Below are 18,535 nucleotides of genomic sequence, written 5' to 3'. Positions count from 1 at the left end.
TAATTATTTTCAATAAGATATTCTTTGTGTTCTTTGCGCCTACTTTGTGAACTCTGTGGTTTCAAGTTGCAGAGAAAATGAAAATTTAGCCGATAAAACTAAAGCGTCGGATTTTCCGGCAGATTGGGAGAAATGATAAATTTCGGTTCTTCAATGACGCGCATGGACTCCCATTTTCCCTGACGAAATCGAAAATAGTAAACTATTCCCAGCGCCGCGATGTACGCTGTGATGAAAATCCACGTGGCGTACAAGCCCCAGTTGTAAACGACGCTTCCCAGATAAGTGGGAATAATCATTAAAATCCACGACAGGCTTATACTGACGAACATCACAAATCGCGTATCGCCGGCGCCGCGCAGTGCACTGGAGAAAATAATATTCATCGTGTCGAAAATGGAATAAAATGCAACGAAATAGAGCAACTTGATTGTAATTTCGGCTACTTCTTTGAATTTGCCCGCATCGGCATTGGCGGCGAAGGGCATCAAATAGATTTGCGGGAGAAAAAGATAAGTCAGGCAAATGAGCCCCATGTAAAAAATTGTCAAATGCAGCGCAGACTTTGTACCGAATCGCGCTAATTGGGCATTGTTTTCACCGAGCCGTTGCCCCACGATAATTTCCACGGCGATCCCCATACCGACCATGGGCATGAATGCAAACGCGTTGATGTTGAAAGTGATGTTTGTGGCAGCCAGTGCGATTGTGCCGAATCTGCCGACGAGCAAAATGAAAAGAGTGAAGCCCAACAAGTCCAGCATAAAATTCACGCCGTTCGGCGTTCCGAAGCGCATGAGGCGGCGGAAAATTTCCCCATCGACTTGCCTGTTCTTCCACGTCTGAAAAGTTTTGCGAAAAGCGGGTTTCAACATCAGCGCGAACAAAATGAGCGTGTAGAGATAATTGGAAATCACCGTTGCCAGCCCCGCGCCGCGAATGCCTGATTCGGGAAAGCCAATTTTTCCGAAAATGAAAATATAATCGAGAACAATGTTGACCGCCGTGGCAGCTAAATTTGCCCACAAGATTGTCCATGTTTCCCCACGCCCACTGAAAAATCCGGAGACAGCAGCGGCGACGAAAATTGCCGGAGCCCCGAGACAGAGAATGCGGAAATATTGAATCTCGAGGGTCTGAACTTCCGGCGTGTGTCCGACTAATTGAAAAATCGGCTTTGCCAGCGGCAAATAGACAAAAACAATGGCGCTGCTAACGAGCGAAAAATAGACCCCCTGCCAGACAGCACGGGCGATTTTGTCGTTTTGTTTGGCGCCAAAATACTGGGCGACAAAAGTATTGGTGTACGTCGCGGTGCCGATGAAAAAACACATCAGTGTGAAAGACAAAATTCCCCCAGGAACAGAAGCGGCGATTGCTTCCGGCGAGTACCAGGTCAAAAACATGCGATCGACAAAATGCTGGATCGTCGTCGAACTGGTGCTTAAAATGAGCGGCAGCGATAGAGCAAGCACTTCCCGATACCCGCCTTCGGCTCGCCAGCGATTTTTTGTGTTTTGAATCAAATTTTGCATATTTTCGTCAGGCTCATTTTGTATTGGTATTTTCGATTTAAGGAATTAATATCGTGAAAAAAAGAGAATAATTCAATAATTATTTTTACGGTCAAGGATGTTTTTAAATTGCGGCAGTTATTTTCTGCTGCGTTCAGCGGCGTTTGCTGACGCACTGCCCCATTTCGCTTTTTTTTTATTTCAAGGAACAAATTTCACGGCGTCCATTTTGAAGTGGAGAAAGCTAAAATATTTTTGCGGCATTGGATTGTCCCTTGACTTTTATGAATATTTTTCTTATAATTATAAGTTTTAATTGCGTGTTTTGATTTTGAAAGATGGATTGGAAGTCCTCAAAGAATTTGTAGAGAACCAATATTTAAAAAGGGAGAATGAACAATATGAAGCGAATTGAAGCGGCGAATGTGACAGGCTTGTTGTCGAAACACATATTGGCAGATGGGTTTGAGATTATCGTTGATCTGGAACAAAGTCAGGGCAGTTATATTTACGATGCGCGCAATGGAGATCGCTATCTTGACTTTTTTACGTTTTTTGCAACTTTGCCGATAGGCATAAATCACCCGAAAATGTTTGATGACGATTTTTTGGAAAAATTATTGCGAGCGGCGATCAACAAGCCTTCGAATTCGGATTTTTACACCACGGAAATGGCGGAATTTGTGGAGACATTTTCGCGTGTGGCAACGCCGGACACATTGCCGCATTTGTTTTTCATCAGCGGCGGCGCTCTGGCGGTTGAAAATGCGCTCAAGACTGCTTTTGACTGGAAGGTGCGGAAAAATTTTCAAAAAGGCCACAAAGAGGAAAAAGGCAGCCAAGTGATTCATTTTCAGCAATCTTTTCACGGCCGTTCCGGATACACGCTGTCGCTGACAAACACGGCGGATCCGCGCAAAACGCAATATTTCCCCAAATTTGACTGGCCGCGCGTTTTGAACCCGAAAATTACGTTTCCGTTGAATGAAGAGAATCTGACGAAAGTCAAGCAGGCTGAAGAAACGAGCCTCAATCAAATCAAGCGGGCAATCCAAGACAATCCCGATGACGTTGCTGCGATCATCGTCGAGCCGATTCAGGGCGAGGGTGGCGACAATCATTTTCGTCCCGAATTTTTTGCGGCTTTGCGCGCGATTGCGGATGAAAATGACATTTTGTTGATTTTTGACGAAGTGCAAACCGGCGTCGGCGTGACCGGAAAAATGTGGGCTTATCAGCACTATGGCGCGGAGCCGGATATCGTTTCCTTTGGCAAAAAAACGCAGGTGTGCGGTATCATGGCAGGCAAAAGAATTGATGAAGTCGAAGGTAATGTTTTCCAGGAGTCCAGCCGCATCAATTCCACCTGGGGTGCGAATCTGGTAGATATGGTTCGCAGCCAGCGCTATCTGGAAATTATTGAGGAAGAAAATTTAGTGGAAAATGCAGCGAAAGTCGGCGCCTATTTTCAGTCGGCGCTTGAAGACTTGCAGCAGAATTTCAGCGACGTGATTTCCAACGTCAGAGGCAAGGGATTGTTTATCGCATTCGATTTGCCGGATGGCGAAAAACGAGACCAGTTGCGCGTTGAGGCGTTGAAAAATAAAATGTTGATTTTGCCGTGCGGCGACAGATCGCTTCGTTTCAGACCTTCGCTGAATGTGACGAATGAAATTGTTGACGAAGCGATTTCAATATTAAAAAAATCAGTGAACGCAATTGCGTGAAAATCGTATAATTAAAATTAACATTTTGGCAAGGCTGAACGGCGAATGAGCTTTTGGGAGACGGGCGTGACTGCTCCCGGTGACGACCATTATTCCCAATTGATTTGTCCCCGCAGGTTGAAGTTCAATGTGTGGGAAGAGTTTCCATCGAGGAGCGCGTTGTGGGCGAACAGGATTTTGGCAAATTGTTTCTGGTGAGCACGCCAATCGGAAATTTGAAAGACATCTCCCAACGCGCGTTGGAAACTTTGACAGAAGTGGATTTGATTGCGGCGGAAGACACGCGTCGCTCAGGCGTGCTGCTGCGTCATTTTCAGATTCAGACGCCGACAACGAGTTATTTTGATTTTAACAAAGAAAAAAAAACGCCGTTTTTGATTGACAGGCTCAAGTCGGGCAAGTCGATTGCGCTGATTTCCGATGCCGGCACGCCGGGGATTTCCGATCCGGCGTTTTATCTGGCGCGGGAGGCGATTCGTCGGGGGATTTCAGTAGAAGCGATTCCCGGCGCCGCGGCTTTTGTGACGGCGCTGATCGTTTCGGGACTGCCCACAGACCGTTTTGTGTTTGAGGGATTTTTGCCGCAAAAAAAAGGCAGACAGACGCGGCTGAAGGAGTTGGCAGCAGAAAAACGCACGATTATTATTTACGAGTCGCCTCATCGAATTCACAAAACTTTGAAGCAGTTGCTGGAATTTTTAGGCGACCGGCAAATTTGCATCTGCCGAGAATTGACAAAACAATTTGAAACAGTTTATCGGGGAACAATTGAAAAATTTGTCCGCGAACCCGACCTGATCAAAACGAAAGGCGAGTTTGTGCTGGTTGTTGAGGGAAAAGGAAAATCCCGATAAATTAAAAAAATGATGATCAACTTTAAGTTGGAAAAGGCTCTTGATTACAACGGAAAACCTTTGAAAGAGTGGGTACAGAAAAAATAAGTTTACAAGACCATAAAAAATCTGAGTGGAAAAAAGAGAAAGGGTCAAGTTGAAAGTAAATTTGTTACCGGATTGGATTAAAAATTTTTATTTGGCATTAATTACGCCAGTGATTAATTTCTTTATCAAAAAAAGACTTAATCCAAACCATTTCACAACGCTGGGGCTGCTGCTGAGTATTCCCACCGCTTATTTATTTGCCATCGGCTATCATCGCATCGCAGGCGCGATTATGCTTTTAGGCGGAACGTTTGATATTATTGACGGACGCGTGGCACGAGCGACAAATCGCACGACAAAATTTGGCGCCCTTTACGATTCTACGCTGGACCGCTATTCCGAAGTGATGATTTTTTTCGGTTTAATTTACTATTTTATCGTTGATTGGAATCACCATGCTTCGCTAATTTCGTTGATAACTGCGGTTGCTGTGGCTGTGGCGATTGGAGGGGGCGTGATGACCAGCTACGTTCGCGCGCGCGCGGAAGGCCTGGGGCTGGACTGCAAAGTCGGCGTCATGCAGCGGGCTGAACGAGTTGTATTCATTGCATTTGGCGCTATTTTTCATCTGAAAACGTTGGTTATCGCAATTATCATCGTGGCAATATTTTCCAACATTACCGCCATTCAGCGTTTGCTTTATGTGTGGAAAAATGAGCGGCGCAAATCAGAAGTCTCTGTGCCGCAAAAGTAATCAGGCGAAATAATTCGTTGTGCGCTGCTTTGGTGGGCGATGGCAAATGGTTTGAGCATTTTTGTTGAAATTGCGCTACGTTGCACGCGCCGTGGCGCCATTCGAGGGCTTTTTTGCCGAACTGCGGAAATGAGAAGGGCCTGAGGCAAGGCGACTCCCTCGCAAAAGAGCGCTGAAAGCGTGTCTTAATCTTAAACGCCTAATTGTCGTCTGACAAAAGCACATTTAGCATGGCAGTTTTTCTTGATGACGTTTAGTTTTTTTGAGGTTTGGGATGTTCGTTGAACTTTTAAAATCAAAAATCCATCGGGCGACGGTCACGGCCGCCGATCTGAATTACGAAGGAAGCATTACTGTTGACCGCGATTTGATGGATGCGGCGAATCTTGTGCCGTACGAAAAAGTGCACGTTTTCAATATTAATAACGGGGCGCGAGCCATCACCTACGTCATCGAGGGTAAACGGGGATCGGGAGAAATTTGCAGCAATGGCGCGCTCGCCCGGCTTGTGGAAAAAGGGGATTTAATTATCATTGCTGCGTTCGCGCAGATGGAGACGGCAAAGGCATTATCGTTTAAGCCAAGCGTCGTTCATGTTGATGACAAAAATAAGGTCAAATAAGACCGATAAAGTTTAAGACATTTAATAACAGGAGGAATTGAGGTGAGAGAAGTGAAAGAAATTGACCGGCCAAAGGGGAAATTGGGCATACTAACGCCAGGATTGGGCGCAGTGGCGACTACTTTTATTGCCGGTGTCGAGGCGGTGAAAAAAGGAATCGCCAAACCGATTGGCTCTTTGACGCAAATGGGCACCGTTCGGCTGGGCAAAAGATCGGAAAAACGCGTTCCCATGATTAAAGATTTTGTCGAATTGGCAGGTCTGAATGATTTGGTTTTTGGCGGTTGGGATATTTTTGAGGATAACGTTTACGAATCGGCGATGAATGCGGGCGTGTTGGACAAAGATCTGTTAGAGTCCGTAAAACCGGAGATCGAGAAAATAAAGCCGATGAAGGCGGTTTTTGATCAGAAATACGTGAAGAATCTCAGTGGCCCGAATGTGAAGCAAGCGGCGACAAAATATGATTTAGCGCAGATGTTGATTGATGATATTAATAGATTTAAAGAAGAAAACAATCTGGATCGAGTGGTGGTCATCTGGTGTGCAAGCACAGAAGTTTTCATGAAACCGGAAGCGCTTCACGATTCGCTGGAATCATTCGAAAAAGCGATGAAAGAAAACCATCCGGGCATTGCGCCGAGCATGATTTACGCTTACGCGGCGATCAAGGCCGGGGTTCCTTTTGCCAACGGCGCGCCGAATTTAACCATTGACATTCCGGCGCTCGTGGAATTCGCCAACGAGAAAAACGTACCGCTCGCGGGGAAAGATTTCAAAACAGGGCAGACGTTAATGAAAACGATTCTGGCGCCTGGATTGAAAGCGAGAATGATCGGTCTTCGCGGCTGGTTTTCGACCAACATTCTGGGCAACCGCGACGGCGAAGTGCTGGATGATCCCGATTCGTTCAAGACAAAAGAAGAGAGCAAACTATCGGTGCTGGAACATATTTTGCAGCCGGAAGTCTATCCTGACTTGTACAAAGATTTGTACCACAAGGTGCGCATTAATTATTACCCCCCGCGCGGCGACAACAAAGAAGGCTGGGACAATCTCGATATTTTTGGCTGGTTGGGTTATCCTATGCAGATCAAAGTCGATTTCCTCTGCCGAGACAGTATTTTGGCGGCTCCGATTGTGCTTGATCTGGCGCTACTAATGGATTTGTCTCATCGTTGTCATTGGAAAGGCATCCAGGAGTGGCTTTCTTTCTATTTCAAGAGCCCGATGCACGCGCCGGAAGTTTATCCGGAACACGATATTTTCATCCAATTGATCAAGCTGAAAAACACGCTGCGCTATTTGAAGGGCGAAGAGCTGATCACGCATCTGGGAATGGAATATTACGATTAAATTTTCGTTGGCTTTTTCCGTTTTCAAATTTAACCAAAATTCTAAATCGAACAGATAGAAAGTAAAGCGCACCAATGGCGTCGATTATTCAGCCGGGAGCGGAGGTTCCTGCCTGATAACAGCAATTATTGAGACGCTTTCCGCCGGCTGGAAAATTAGTCCTGTCGCCTGAATTGATTCAGGGATTGAAATACGCTAATTGCAGCAACGGATTTCATTTAGAATTTTGATGAAAAGGCAGACTCTTTGAATTTTCGATGAGTTATTTTGATTGGCTGGAAACTGCCGCTATTAGTTTCCAGCCATTCTTGCAAATGATAACCGAGCGATTTGGGGATTTTCGCATGGCAAAACTGAGGCAGTATTGGCACACAGTAATCCGCTAAGAAAAATATTGCGCACATCCGTTCCGGCGATGATAGATTTATCGTCGCAAACTATTTTTTTTACCATTGAGGCGATTTTTATCGGGCGCTTGAGTACGGCTGCTTTTGCCGGACAGGGACTTGCCATCCAGGTCATCATTGCGTTTTTGACGATAATTATCACTTTTATCGTTGGAAGCTCTTTGATCATTGCCAGACACGTTGGCGCCGACCAGCATCGTGAGGCGAATCATGTTTTTGGACAGGCAGTCATGATTAGCGTGATTATTTCTTTTGTTTTTGCGTTTGTCTGGTATTTCGGGGGAATTTATCTGTTCAAGCTGATCAAAGAAGGGGGGTCGTTAGAAGCGCAGAATGCCGGAATTTCTTATTTGCGTATCATTGCCATGTTTGCCCCGATCGTCATTACCAATCTGGTGGCGGTCGGCTGTATTCGTGGCGCAGGAGATACGCATCTGTCGATGTTCGTCAATTTGACCATCAATACTTTGAACGTCATTTTGTCGCCGCTGTTCATTTTCGGCTGGTTTGGCTTTCCCCGCTGGGAAGTGGAAGGCGCTGCGGTTGCGCTGGGCATTTCTCATTCGGTCGGATTTTTGATGACGCTTTACATTTTGCGGACGAGAAAATCCGTCCTGTTTCTTTCATTCAAGGAACTTACCCGACCCAATTTCAAGACTTTCAAGCGTCTTGTTAACACCGGGTTGCCGACGACCATGGAGCAGCTTTTTTGGGCGGTCGGTTTGCTTATTGTCTCTTTGTACGCGGCGCAAATGGGAAAAGACTATCTCGCGGCACACATGGCGTTCAATAAAATTCAGAACGTTTTGTCCATGGCTTACCTCGGTTTGAGCATGGGCGCCATGACTTTAATGGGACAGCATTTGGGGGCGGAAAATCGGGAGTTAGCAGAACGCACGGCGCGAACGACCAGTTGGGTGGGATTTTTCTTTTCTACTGTTGTCGCCGTTGTCCTGTTGGTTTTCTCGCGGCAGATACTTTATATTTTCACGCCGGAATCTCGAGTTATTCAAATTGGCGCGAACGCTATGGTAGTTTTCGCTTTTGTGCAGATTCCCAAAGCAATGGACGGCGTGGTCATCGGAAATCTTCGCGGCGCCGGCGATTTGAAGTGGATCATGTACATGACGCTCATTGGCGTTTTGCTGCTGGAAATTTGTTTCAACTGGGTGGTCGCTTTCGTGTTTAATCTGGGCGTGGCAGGTTTGTGGGGCGTTCACCTGCTGGATGAAGGTCTGCGCTACTCGGTAAATTACTGGCGCTTCAAGGGGGGGCGCTGGAAATCAATGAAGGTTTAATATGAGTAAAACCGGATTTTTGATCACATTCGAGGGCATCGATGGCTGCGGCAAATCGGTCCAGGTACAGCGGCTCACGCAAAAGTTGAAATCAAAGGGCATTGAGTATATTTTGCTGCGAGAACCCGGCGGCACAATTATCGCGGAGAAGATCAGAGAAGTCTTGCTTGCCAAAGCCGAAGAACCCATGACGCCGGTGGCGGAGTTTTTACTTTTCTCCGCGGCAAGAGCGCAACTGACGCGGCAGACAATCATTCCGGCGCTGGAAGATGGAAAAATTGTGATTTTAGATCGATTTTTTGATTCCAGCGCTGCATACCAGGGTTATGGCCGTGGCATTGAGTTGGATTTTATTCACAAAGTAAATCGAATGGCGAGCCAGCGCACAGATCCTGATTTGACTTTTTTATTGGATATTGATCTAACCGAAATGAAAAAAAGAAGAGAACTTGCCGGGAAAATTCCCGACCGCATGGAAGATCAGGAACACGATTTTTTCAGCCGGGTCAGAGAGGGTTATCTGGCGCTCGCCCGGTTCAATTCGGAACGATTTTGCGTCATTGATGGTAAAAAAGCTATTGATGAAATCAGCCGAGAAATTTGGCGAGAAATAGATCATCGAATTTTGTCCGCCACTTAGCCGGTAGAAATTTACTAACGTTTTCCTCAAGGAGGATTTGTATGATGAAAAATAAAAAGTATCTGACCATAGTGTTGATCGTTTTGTTGGCGGTTTCCACGACTATGTTCGGCGGATGGATCGCCGGACAGACGAAAACCGAAAAGCCTGACTATTATTTTCAAATCAAAAAAAACATGGCTCTCTTTGGCCGAATTTACGAGGAGGTCACCAAACGCTACGTGGAAGTGATTGATCCCGAAAAATTTATGCGTGCCGGAATAGACGGCATGTTGCGAACGTTGGACCCCTACACCATGTACATCGAGCACGAGGGAGAGACAAATTTTGATCTGAAATTATTGACGACAGGCAAGTACGGCGGCGTGGGCATGCGTATCGCCAAGCGAGATGGTTGGCCCACGGTTGTGGAGCCCCCGTTTGAAGGCACTCCTTCGGCGCGCGCCGGCATTCGGGAAGGCGACAAAATTATCGAAATTGACGGCGGGTCAACAAAAGATTTCACTATCAGCGAGACTGCGCAACGATTGCGCGGCAAGATCGGCACGGAAGTGAATATCAAAATTCGGCGTTACGGGGCCGAGAAGCCATTGGAATTCCGTCTGATTCGCGCTGAAATTAACGTGAGCGACATTGCTTACTCCGGGTTTGTGGACGACCAGATCGGGTACATTCGATTGAGCCAGTTCACCCGCAAAGCCGGAAAAGAAATGCAGGATTCTATTGCCGCGCTGCGCGATCAAGGCATGAAAGGACTCATTCTCGATTTGCGTGGGAATCCCGGCGGACTGCTGGAATCGGCAGTGCAGGTCGCGGAAAGTTTTGTCGGAAAAGGAAATTTGATCGTTTCCAAACATGGCCGACGTGCGTCTTCTGACAAGGATTACTATTCCCGCGTGGATGCGATCTGGCCCGATCAGCCGCTCGCTATTTTAGTTGATGGGTTCAGCGCTTCGGCGTCTGAAATTGTCGCCGGCGCTATTCAGGATTTGGACCGCGGCGTGATTGTCGGCCGGCCCACGTTTGGCAAGGGCCTTGTGCAGACAGTTATCCCGGTGGACAGAAACGGTTCTTCTCTGAAAATTACCTCGGAGAAATACTATCTGCCCAGCGGAAGGCTGATTCAGAAACCGCATTTCATTCATTCCCCAAATGTGCTGTGGGGGTACGACAAAAGCAAAGAAGACACGACGACAAAAAAGCAGGATGAGATTTTTTACACTGCCGCCAAACGGGAAGTTAAAGGCGGCGGCGGCATTAAACCTGATGTCGAGGTGAAGGGTGAAAAAATGACGCCGCTTGTCGGTAATTTGATCATGAAATCCATGTTTTTCAATTTTGCGCTCGATTATGCCTCCAAGCATGAGGCATTGGGCAGAGACTTCACCGTGGGCGATGAAATTATTTCCGACTTCAAGACTTTTTTAAAAGAGAAAAATTTTACTTACAAGACAGCCTCTGAGGAAGTTATCGACGACTTGAAAAAAGCGATCAAGCAGGATGATTTTTCTGATAATGTAGCTGCCAAAATGGGAGAGTTGGAAAAAGTGATCGCTTTTGAGAAAAAGGGTGATTTTGAGAAAAATTTACCAATCATTAAACGCTATCTGCGTGAAGAAATCAGTGCCAAGCTTTGGGGAACCAAGGGAAAGTATGAGAGCGTTTTTCAATATGATAAGGTAGTGAAAAAAGCAGTGGAGACATTGAAAAATAATGATGTGTATCTTTCATTATTAAAACCGAATGACGCGAATTAAATGACTGGAAATTATTGCAATTGAAACTGAAGGAGATTGGTTGATGAGCAAGAAATATGTCTATTTATTTGGAAAAGGAAAAGCTGATGGCGATGCGTCGATGAAGGAATTGCTCGGCGGCAAAGGTGCCAATCTGGCTGAAATGGCTAATCTGGGAATGCCGGTTCCGGCTGGGTTCTCTATTTCAACTGAAGTCTGCGCTCAATATTATGAAAATGGCGGCGTGTTGACCAAGGATGTCAGGGAACAAGTAATCGAAGGCGTGAAACATATTGAAAATGTAATGGGAGCAAAGTTTGGCGATAAGGAAAACCCGCTGCTGGTTTCTGTACGTTCGGGTGCACCTGCTTCCATGCCCGGAATGATGGACACGGTTTTGAACCTCGGCTTGAACGACGAAACTGTTCAGGGAGTCATTAACCATGCCCATAACGAACGTTTTGGCTGGGACTCTTACCGCAGATTTGTCCAGATGTACGGTGACGTGGTCATGGGTTTGAAACCGGAATCTAAAGAGGAAGAGGATCCGTTTGAGGTCATCATTGATAAGGTCAAGACGGAAAAGGGCGTCAAATTGGACACGGAGCTGGAAGCAAAAGATTTGAAGCGTTTGGTCGAGTTGTTCAAGGCGGAAATTAAAAAACGCACTGGTAAAGATTTTCCTACTGATCCCTGGGAGCAACTCTGGGGAGCAATTGGCGCTGTATTCGGTTCCTGGAATAATCCTCGCGCCATTACCTACCGCAAATTGAATAACATCCCTGCGCATTGGGGCACGGCGGTGAATGTGCAATCCATGGTTTTCGGAAATATGGGAGACGACTGTGCCACTGGCGTAGCTTTCACGCGCGATCCGGCGACGGGAAGAAGACAGTTTTACGGCGAATATCTGGTCAATGCCCAGGGCGAAGATGTGGTCGCTGGTATTCGTACGCCGCAGCCGATCAACGACTCGACAAAAAGAGATCCTTCGCACAAAACTTTGCAAGAAGTGATGCCTGAAGCGTACGCTGAGCTGGAAGCGATTTACAAAAAATTGGAAAATCACTACAAAGATATGCAGGACATCGAGTTCACCATTCAGAAAGGACATCTCTGGATGTTGCAAACTCGCACCGGGAAACGCACTGCTGCTGCTGCCGTGCGGATCGCAGTGGAAATGGTTGACGAGGGTCTGATCGACAAAGAGACCGCAGTCATGCGCGTTGAACCTGGCCAATTGGATCAGCTTTTGCATCCGATGTTTGATCCTAATGCAAAAACTAAACTGATTGCCAAAGGTTTGCCCGCTTCACCGGGCGCGGCGACGGGCCGCATCGTTTTTCACGCTGATGACGCCGAAGATTGGGAGAAAAAAGGCGAAGATGTCATTTTGGTCCGTATTGAAACTTCGCCGGAAGATATCGGCGGGATGAGCGCGGCTAAAGGAATTTTGACCGCTCGCGGCGGAATGACTTCGCACGCTGCCGTTGTTGCCCGCGGAATGGGAATTTGCTGCGTAGCTGGTTGCGGCGATCTGGAAATTAGCTACAAAAACAAAACCATGACCGTAAACAACGAAGTTTACAAAGAAGGCGATTGGATTTCTCTGGACGGCTCTAAAGGCGAAGTCATTGAGGGTAAAGTGCCCACAGTGGAACCGGAATTGTCCGGAAATTTTGGTAAATTGATGTCTTGGGCGGACGAAATTCGCGAACTGGGCGTGCGCACCAATGCTGACACGCCACACGATTCGACAGTAGCGAGAAATTTCGGCGCCGAAGGAATCGGACTGTGCCGTACAGAGCACATGTTTTTTGAAGGAGATCGCATCAAAGCAGTGCGGGAAATGATTCTGGCAGAAGACGAAGAAGGCAGACGAAGAGCGCTGGCCAAACTGCTGCCGTATCAGCGGGAAGATTTCTACGGGATTTTCAAAGCCATGCACGATTTGCCGGTGACAATTCGTACGCTGGATCCGCCGCTGCATGAGTTCCTGCCGCACGACGACGCCAACCAGGAAGAAATGGCAAAAGAGATGGGCGTTTCCAAAGAGCATGTCAAAGCCAAAGTTGAGGCGCTGGCTGAATTCAATCCCATGCTCGGACACCGCGGCTGCCGCCTGGGAATCACTTACCCGGAAATTACCGAAATGCAGGCGCGCGCCATCATGGAAGCTGCCTGTCAGTTGAAAAAAGAAGGCGTGAATGTCTATCCTGAAATTATGATTCCGCTGATTGGCACCAAAGCCGAGTTTGCCGATCAAAAAACTGTGGTTATCAGAGTTGCCGAAGAAGTGCAAAAAGAGATGGGCGTGAAAGTGGAATACAAGGTCGGCACCATGATTGAAATTCCGCGCGCCGCGCTGACTGCTGACAAAGTGGCAGAAGAAGCGGAATTTTTCTCTTTTGGCACGAATGACTTGACGCAGATGACTTTCGGCTACAGCCGCGACGATGCCGGAAAATTCCTCAAAGAATATCTGGACAGGGGCATTCTTGCCGATGATCCGTTTCAGACTCTTGATCAGGAAGGCGTGGGACAGTTGGTCGAGATGGGCGTGAAAAAAGGCCGCAGCGTGCGACAGAATTTGAAAGTGGGTATTTGCGGCGAACACGGCGGAGATCCGCGTTCCATCGATTTCTGCCATCGCGTGGGAATGAATTACGTGAGCTGCTCGCCGTACCGCGTGCCGATTGCGCGTCTGGCTGCTGCTCAAGCGGCGATTCAAAATAAATAACAAATTTACAAATTACTAATTGCAAAATATCAGGAGCGACTGCGCGGCGAAAAAAAATCCGTTCAGTCGCTTCTTTTTTGAACAGAAGGCAACTGTTCTGTCAGTTGTAAAAAAATGACAAAATGATTATTGACAAAATAATTCTACAACCACCGATTGCAAAAATAGTAACTATTACGATAACGCCCGGTTGGTTTTTTTGCGGCACGACGATAGTGTGATTTTTTTTAAATGATTTTCATGTTGTTTTTTATCGTGCAAAGGATTTATTATTTCCCAACGAAGTTTATATGCCGGAGCAACAGTGAGTTTGCTGCCAATTCAATCATTTCCCGGGTAATGCCAGTGGATTTCGCTTGACTTTTTGAGAAAAGTTATTATCTTTTAGAACGAATTGTTTCATTTTCAGCAAATGAAACGAGAAAGGGTGAAAATGCCAACTGATCAAGAACTGACTCATGACATATTGGATTCCATTGCCGAAGGGCTTTTTACTGTTGATGCAGATTTTAAAATAAATTATTTCAACAGAGCGGCAGAAGAAATTACCGGAATGAATCGTTCCGAAGTCCTCGGCAAATTTTGTAAGCATATTTTCAAGTCTAATTTATGTTTTATTCAATGTCCGATTGCGCAAGTGCTGGAATCGGGAAAGAATATTTACGACTTGGATTCAAAAATGAGAGATAAAGCAGGGAAGATGATCCCCGTAAAAATGAATGTCGCAATTTTGCGCAATTCCGAGGGCGAACCGCTTGGGGGCGTCATCTCTTTTCGGGACGTCTCGGATTTAGTAATGTTTCGAGAAAAACATACGCGGCGATTTCAGTTTCAAGGTATCGTCGGGTACAGCAAAGCGATGCATGAAATTTTTGAGCTCATTGACGAGATTTCCGATTCTGATGCGTCGGTTCTGATTCAAGGGGAGTCCGGAACCGGAAAAGAGATGGTTGCCAATGCGATTCAGGCGACAAGCCAACGCAAAGACAAACCATTTGTGAAAGTCAACTGCTCGGTTTTTTCGCGGCAGTTGCTGGCGAGTGAGCTTTTCGGTCATGTAAAAGGCGCCTTTACCGGCGCTATTCGCGACCGAGAAGGGCGTTTTGAGCTCGCAAATGGAGGCACGATTTTTTTGGATGAAGTCGGCGAGATGCCAGTGCAAATGCAGCTTCAACTTCTCCGTGTTTTGCAAGAGGGCGCTTTTGAACGCGTCGGCGAATCGAAAAGCCGAACCGTGGATGTGCGCGTGATTGCGGCGACCAATAAAAATTTGGTGGATTCAATCAGAAACGGGGAGTTTCGCGAAGATTTGTTCTATCGCCTGAATGTGATCCCTATTTCTGTGCCGCCGTTGCGGGAAAGACCCGAAGATGTGCCTTATTTGGTGAAACATTTTTTAAGAAAGTTCTCTTTGATTTATGGAAAAAAGATGAACGATATCGAAGACCCGGCATTGGAATTATTAGTCGAATACACCTGGCCCGGCAATATTCGCGAGTTGGAAAATGCGCTGGAGTATGCCTTTGTCCGCACTCGCGACAGTTCGACAATAGCGTTGAGCAAATTACCACTGTCTGTTCGTAGCGGCGTATCTTCTGTGCGTGCTCAGTATGCGTCCTGTTTGGAATCGGAGGAGTGTTCGCTTATTTTAAAATTGCTGGAAAGACATAAATGGAATAAAACGCGCGTTGCCCAGGAATTGGGTATCAGCCGCAGCACACTGTGGCGAAAAATGAAACAGATCAATCTTCCTCAATAGCCTGCTGTGAAACGTTTCACGAAACAAATCGTTTCAAAATACCCTAACTATTGAAAAAATAAAGAGATGGGCGCTAATAAAGTGTTTTACGTGAAACACTTTGTCTTATCTTGAAAAATTAGCTAATCCCATTATAAACAGAGCGATACATCTTCTGGCAAGGTTTTTGACAAACATTGAACCTTAATAGCTGGGAGAAAAGAATGTCTGAGATGTTAGGAAATCAATATTTTTTAGCCAGAAGGTATGCTCTGGCAGCGAGAGAATTGGATGACATTTTGGAGAAGAATCCGAGGAGCAAGGCGATTCGCAAAAAGCTCATCGTTTGCCATGTACAGGAAGGCAATCTGGAACGCGCGCTACAACTTCTTGTGAGCCTTGTCCATGAGAACGATATTGATTGCATTGTCGAGACAGACCCTTTGCTTGATGATTGTCCGTGTCCGGAACTGGTTTACGATTTTGAGGAGCGGTTCAAAAATATCAGTGATTCCAAAGAATATTTGATAAAACTCGCTATTCTCTGGCTTTATTGTGATGTGGAAAAATCGTATGGCTATTTCAGAGAATACCAGAAATCTGCGCCTAAAGATGAAACGATTAATGAGATAATTGATTATTTAACTTCTTACTTAATATCAAACGGATTAAAGGGGAACAAATGACATCCAAAATATTTCTTTATGGCATTTTTTTGTTATTCCTCTTCTTGCTCATTGGCAGCGGCTGTACGGATAAATATCAGCCGACGTCCAGCCAGTTTGCTTCAAAAGAGTCCAGTTGCACTTACTGCCATTTGAACTCGTCGCTGTTGAAAGAGGTTGCGACGCCATTGCCACCGGAGAGTGGTGATTCGGGCGAAGGCTGAGGCGGCTCTGTGCCTCAGTTAGAGGCATGGGAAATGGTTAATGTCGAAGAAGATTTTCTCAGCACGCCCCACGGACGAATTGGTTGTGTCGTTTGTCACGGTGGCGATAAAACGGCGTTTGATAAAGATTCTGCTCATCAAAATATTGTGGCTGTGCCCAGCGACAAAGCAACGGCCTATTGCTCTGGCTGCCATGAAGATATCGTTAATCAATACAGCCCGTCGCTGCACAAAACACAGTCGGGTTATCTGAAGAGAATTGAAAATCGTCTTGGCTACAGTATTGAAAATGACGCGACGATGATGGGCAAATTTAAAGCCGAGTGCGGAAAATGCCACGGTACTTGCGGTCAGTGTCATGTCCAGCGACCGATTTCTGTAAAGGGTGGTTTTACCAGCGGCCATGTTTTCAGCGAGCCCGAGCGGGACAATAACTGCGTTGCTTGCCACGGAAGCCGTGTCGGCGAAGAATATCTGGGTCAGCGCGAAGGCTATTTCGCTGATGTGCATCGCTACAAACCCGGCGGTTCGAAATGTACTTTTTGCCACACCGAAAATGAGATGCATGGCGACGCTGGCGCTGCGGACTATCGCTATCTGGTTCAAAACGCACCGCGCTGCGAAAGTTGTCATGAAGATAAACTGGATGCCAATATCTATCATCAAATGCACTGGAAAGGTCTTGCCGGCGCCACGCTTTCCTGCCAGATTTGTCACGCTCAGCCTTATAAAAATTGCAATGCCTGCCACACCGGCGGCGCGGGAATTACCGGCAACTCTTATATTGCATTTAAAATTGCCAAAAATAAATTCAATATTCGGGCGGAGAACGCTGAATATGACTATGTGACAGTGCGTCACATTCCGGTTGCCCCGGACACTTACGCCAGTTGGGGGATCGCTGATTTGCCGAATTTCAACAGCGAACCGACCTGGAAATACACCACGCCGCACAATATTCAGCGGTGGACGGCGCAAACCGATACGACCGGTACTAATGGAAGTTGTTATTTAAAATGTCACACGACGAAAGAATATTATTTGTTGACTACAGACCTGTTTGATTATGAAGTCGACGCAAACAAAGATATTGTAATGGATGACAAAATTCCACCAAGTTCGTTTTAAGACTAATTAATTTAATTTCTTAACCAAGTTGGAGGTCCTGCAATGAAAAGGTATTTAACAATCTTTCTCGTGCTCATGCTCGCATTAGTTATCATTCTTGGATGCGACAAAGACAATGGAACGGAACCGGAAGAAGTTGATGAGTTTGCTCTTGTCGCAGAAAAGGGTGACACCTATTTCTCAAATTACACCACACCGAGCGGCTTGCCGGTAAATACTGCTATTTCAGCAGTTTATGATGTGCTTACAGACGGCAATACAGCGAATGATCCGTTCATCATTGACTATCGTTCCGCAACAGATTTTGCCAGCGGCCATATTAAAGGCGCAATGAATATGGCATTAGGCGATCTTGTGGACAAAGTGGATGATGGCACTATTCCCAAAGATAAGGTCATTTTGAATATTTGTTACACAGGCCAGACTGCAAGTGTGGCGACTGCTGTGTTGAATTTGCTGGGCTACGACGCACAAAACTTGCTGTTCGGAATGTGTGCTGTGGACACAAGCATTTCCAATTCGCATCAGTGGATGGGCCAGGTAGCCTCGGATGAGCATTTTAATGATCTGGAAACTACAGCGAATACGACCACAACGACTTATGATTTTCCGGAATTGAATACTGGTGAGACCGAAGCAGAAGCGATCATTAAAGCTCGGTTTAAAGAAGTTATTGCTCCGGGATGGCCAAAAATTAGTGCTGACGATGTGTGGGACAATACAGGCAATTATTTTATTGTTAATTATTGGCCTGAAAATGAGTACCTGAATCCCGGACATATTCCCGGCGCTTATCAGTTTACACCAAATACATCTTTAAAAACCGATGCGAAATTAAATCTGCTGCCGACGAATAAGACTGTTGTAGTGTATTGCTATACAGGTCAGACATCCGCTCAGGTATCAACTTATCTGAAAATATTGGGCTACGATGTAAAAAGTTTGCTTTATGGTTTCAATGGGTTTGCTTATTCAAAGTTAGCCGCACATAAATATGCCGGACCTCCCCAGCCGGGAATTTATGATGCTATTTTGGAAAAACCATAATTAACTTTTGAAGAAATTGTGAAGAGCGGCGGGCAGTTTAAACCTGCCGCTCTTAAAT

General features: G+C 46.1%; 15 protein-coding genes. 14 read left to right on the top strand and 1 reads right to left on the bottom strand.

Annotated features, from left to right (window positions below; genetic code table 11):
• Positions 1 to 98 precede the first annotated feature (98 nt).
• On the bottom strand, positions 99 to 1,523 hold the full coding sequence (locus tag GXO74_15240) for an MATE family efflux transporter (protein NOZ63009.1): 1,425 nt from the start codon (positions 1,521 to 1,523) through the stop codon (positions 99 to 101).
• Between the two features lie 383 nt (positions 1,524 to 1,906).
• Here GXO74_15240 and GXO74_15235 point away from each other — a divergent pair, with 383 nt between their 5' ends.
• The 14 genes from GXO74_15235 (at position 1,907) to GXO74_15170 (ending at position 18,477) form a co-directional block, all read left to right on the top strand.
• Positions 1,907 to 3,241, top strand: a complete 1,335-nt coding sequence (locus tag GXO74_15235; GenBank protein NOZ63008.1) for an L-lysine 6-transaminase — start codon at positions 1,907 to 1,909, stop codon at positions 3,239 to 3,241.
• A 191-nt stretch (positions 3,242 to 3,432) separates the two neighbouring features.
• Entirely contained in the window at positions 3,433 to 4,095 is a 663-nt protein-coding gene (gene rsmI / locus GXO74_15230) for a 16S rRNA (cytidine(1402)-2'-O)-methyltransferase (GenBank protein ID NOZ63007.1), read from the top strand.
• A 148-nt stretch (positions 4,096 to 4,243) separates the two neighbouring features.
• Complete coding sequence (locus GXO74_15225) at positions 4,244 to 4,876, top strand: CDP-alcohol phosphatidyltransferase family protein (protein NOZ63006.1); 633 nt, start codon at positions 4,244 to 4,246, stop codon at positions 4,874 to 4,876.
• Between the two features lie 274 nt (positions 4,877 to 5,150).
• Complete coding sequence (locus tag GXO74_15220; protein ID NOZ63005.1) at positions 5,151 to 5,498, top strand: aspartate 1-decarboxylase; 348 nt, start codon at positions 5,151 to 5,153, stop codon at positions 5,496 to 5,498.
• A 51-nt stretch (positions 5,499 to 5,549) separates the two neighbouring features.
• Positions 5,550 to 6,854: an inositol-3-phosphate synthase gene (locus tag GXO74_15215; GenBank protein NOZ63004.1), complete on the top strand. Its 1,305-nt coding sequence runs from the start codon at positions 5,550 to 5,552 to the stop codon at positions 6,852 to 6,854.
• Positions 6,855 to 7,218: 364 nt separating this feature from the next.
• On the top strand, positions 7,219 to 8,559 hold the full coding sequence (locus tag GXO74_15210) for an MATE family efflux transporter (GenBank protein ID NOZ63003.1): 1,341 nt from the start codon (positions 7,219 to 7,221) through the stop codon (positions 8,557 to 8,559).
• Between the two features lies 1 nt (position 8,560).
• Positions 8,561 to 9,199, top strand: coding sequence for a dTMP kinase (gene tmk, locus GXO74_15205; protein NOZ63002.1), 639 nt, complete (start codon positions 8,561 to 8,563; stop codon positions 9,197 to 9,199).
• A gap of 41 nt (positions 9,200 to 9,240) precedes the next feature.
• Positions 9,241 to 10,956, top strand: a complete 1,716-nt coding sequence (locus GXO74_15200) for a S41 family peptidase (protein ID NOZ63001.1) — start codon at positions 9,241 to 9,243, stop codon at positions 10,954 to 10,956.
• A gap of 43 nt (positions 10,957 to 10,999) precedes the next feature.
• Positions 11,000 to 13,675 carry a pyruvate, phosphate dikinase gene (locus GXO74_15195; GenBank protein NOZ63000.1) on the top strand — a complete coding sequence of 892 codons (2,676 nt, stop codon included), beginning with the start codon at positions 11,000 to 11,002 and terminating at the stop codon, positions 13,673 to 13,675.
• Positions 13,676 to 14,108: 433 nt separating this feature from the next.
• A complete protein-coding gene (locus tag GXO74_15190; GenBank protein ID NOZ62999.1) occupies positions 14,109 to 15,434 on the top strand; it encodes a PAS domain S-box protein in 1,326 nt (441 codons plus the stop codon).
• Positions 15,435 to 15,637: 203 nt separating this feature from the next.
• The gene (locus GXO74_15185; protein NOZ62998.1) at positions 15,638 to 16,099 is read left to right on the top strand and encodes a tetratricopeptide repeat protein; all 462 of its coding nucleotides are present in this window, start codon (positions 15,638 to 15,640) and stop codon (positions 16,097 to 16,099) included.
• On the top strand, positions 16,096 to 16,302 hold the full coding sequence (locus tag GXO74_15180) for a hypothetical protein (protein ID NOZ62997.1): 207 nt from the start codon (positions 16,096 to 16,098) through the stop codon (positions 16,300 to 16,302). Before GXO74_15185 ends, GXO74_15180 begins: the two co-directional genes overlap by 4 nt.
• 9 nt (positions 16,303 to 16,311) lie before the next feature.
• Positions 16,312 to 17,430 carry a hypothetical protein gene (locus GXO74_15175; GenBank protein ID NOZ62996.1) on the top strand — a complete coding sequence of 373 codons (1,119 nt, stop codon included), beginning with the start codon at positions 16,312 to 16,314 and terminating at the stop codon, positions 17,428 to 17,430.
• A 42-nt stretch (positions 17,431 to 17,472) separates the two neighbouring features.
• A complete protein-coding gene (locus GXO74_15170; protein NOZ62995.1) occupies positions 17,473 to 18,477 on the top strand; it encodes a rhodanese-like domain-containing protein in 1,005 nt (334 codons plus the stop codon).
• Positions 18,478 to 18,535: the final 58 nt, after the last annotated feature.

Source organism: Calditrichota bacterium, assembly GCA_013152715.1.
Lineage (GTDB): Bacteria > Zhuqueibacterota > Zhuqueibacteria > Thermofontimicrobiales > Thermofontimicrobiaceae > 4484-87.
Note: the sequence above shows the minus strand (reverse complement) of the source record. Positions and strands in the feature narration are given on the sequence as shown.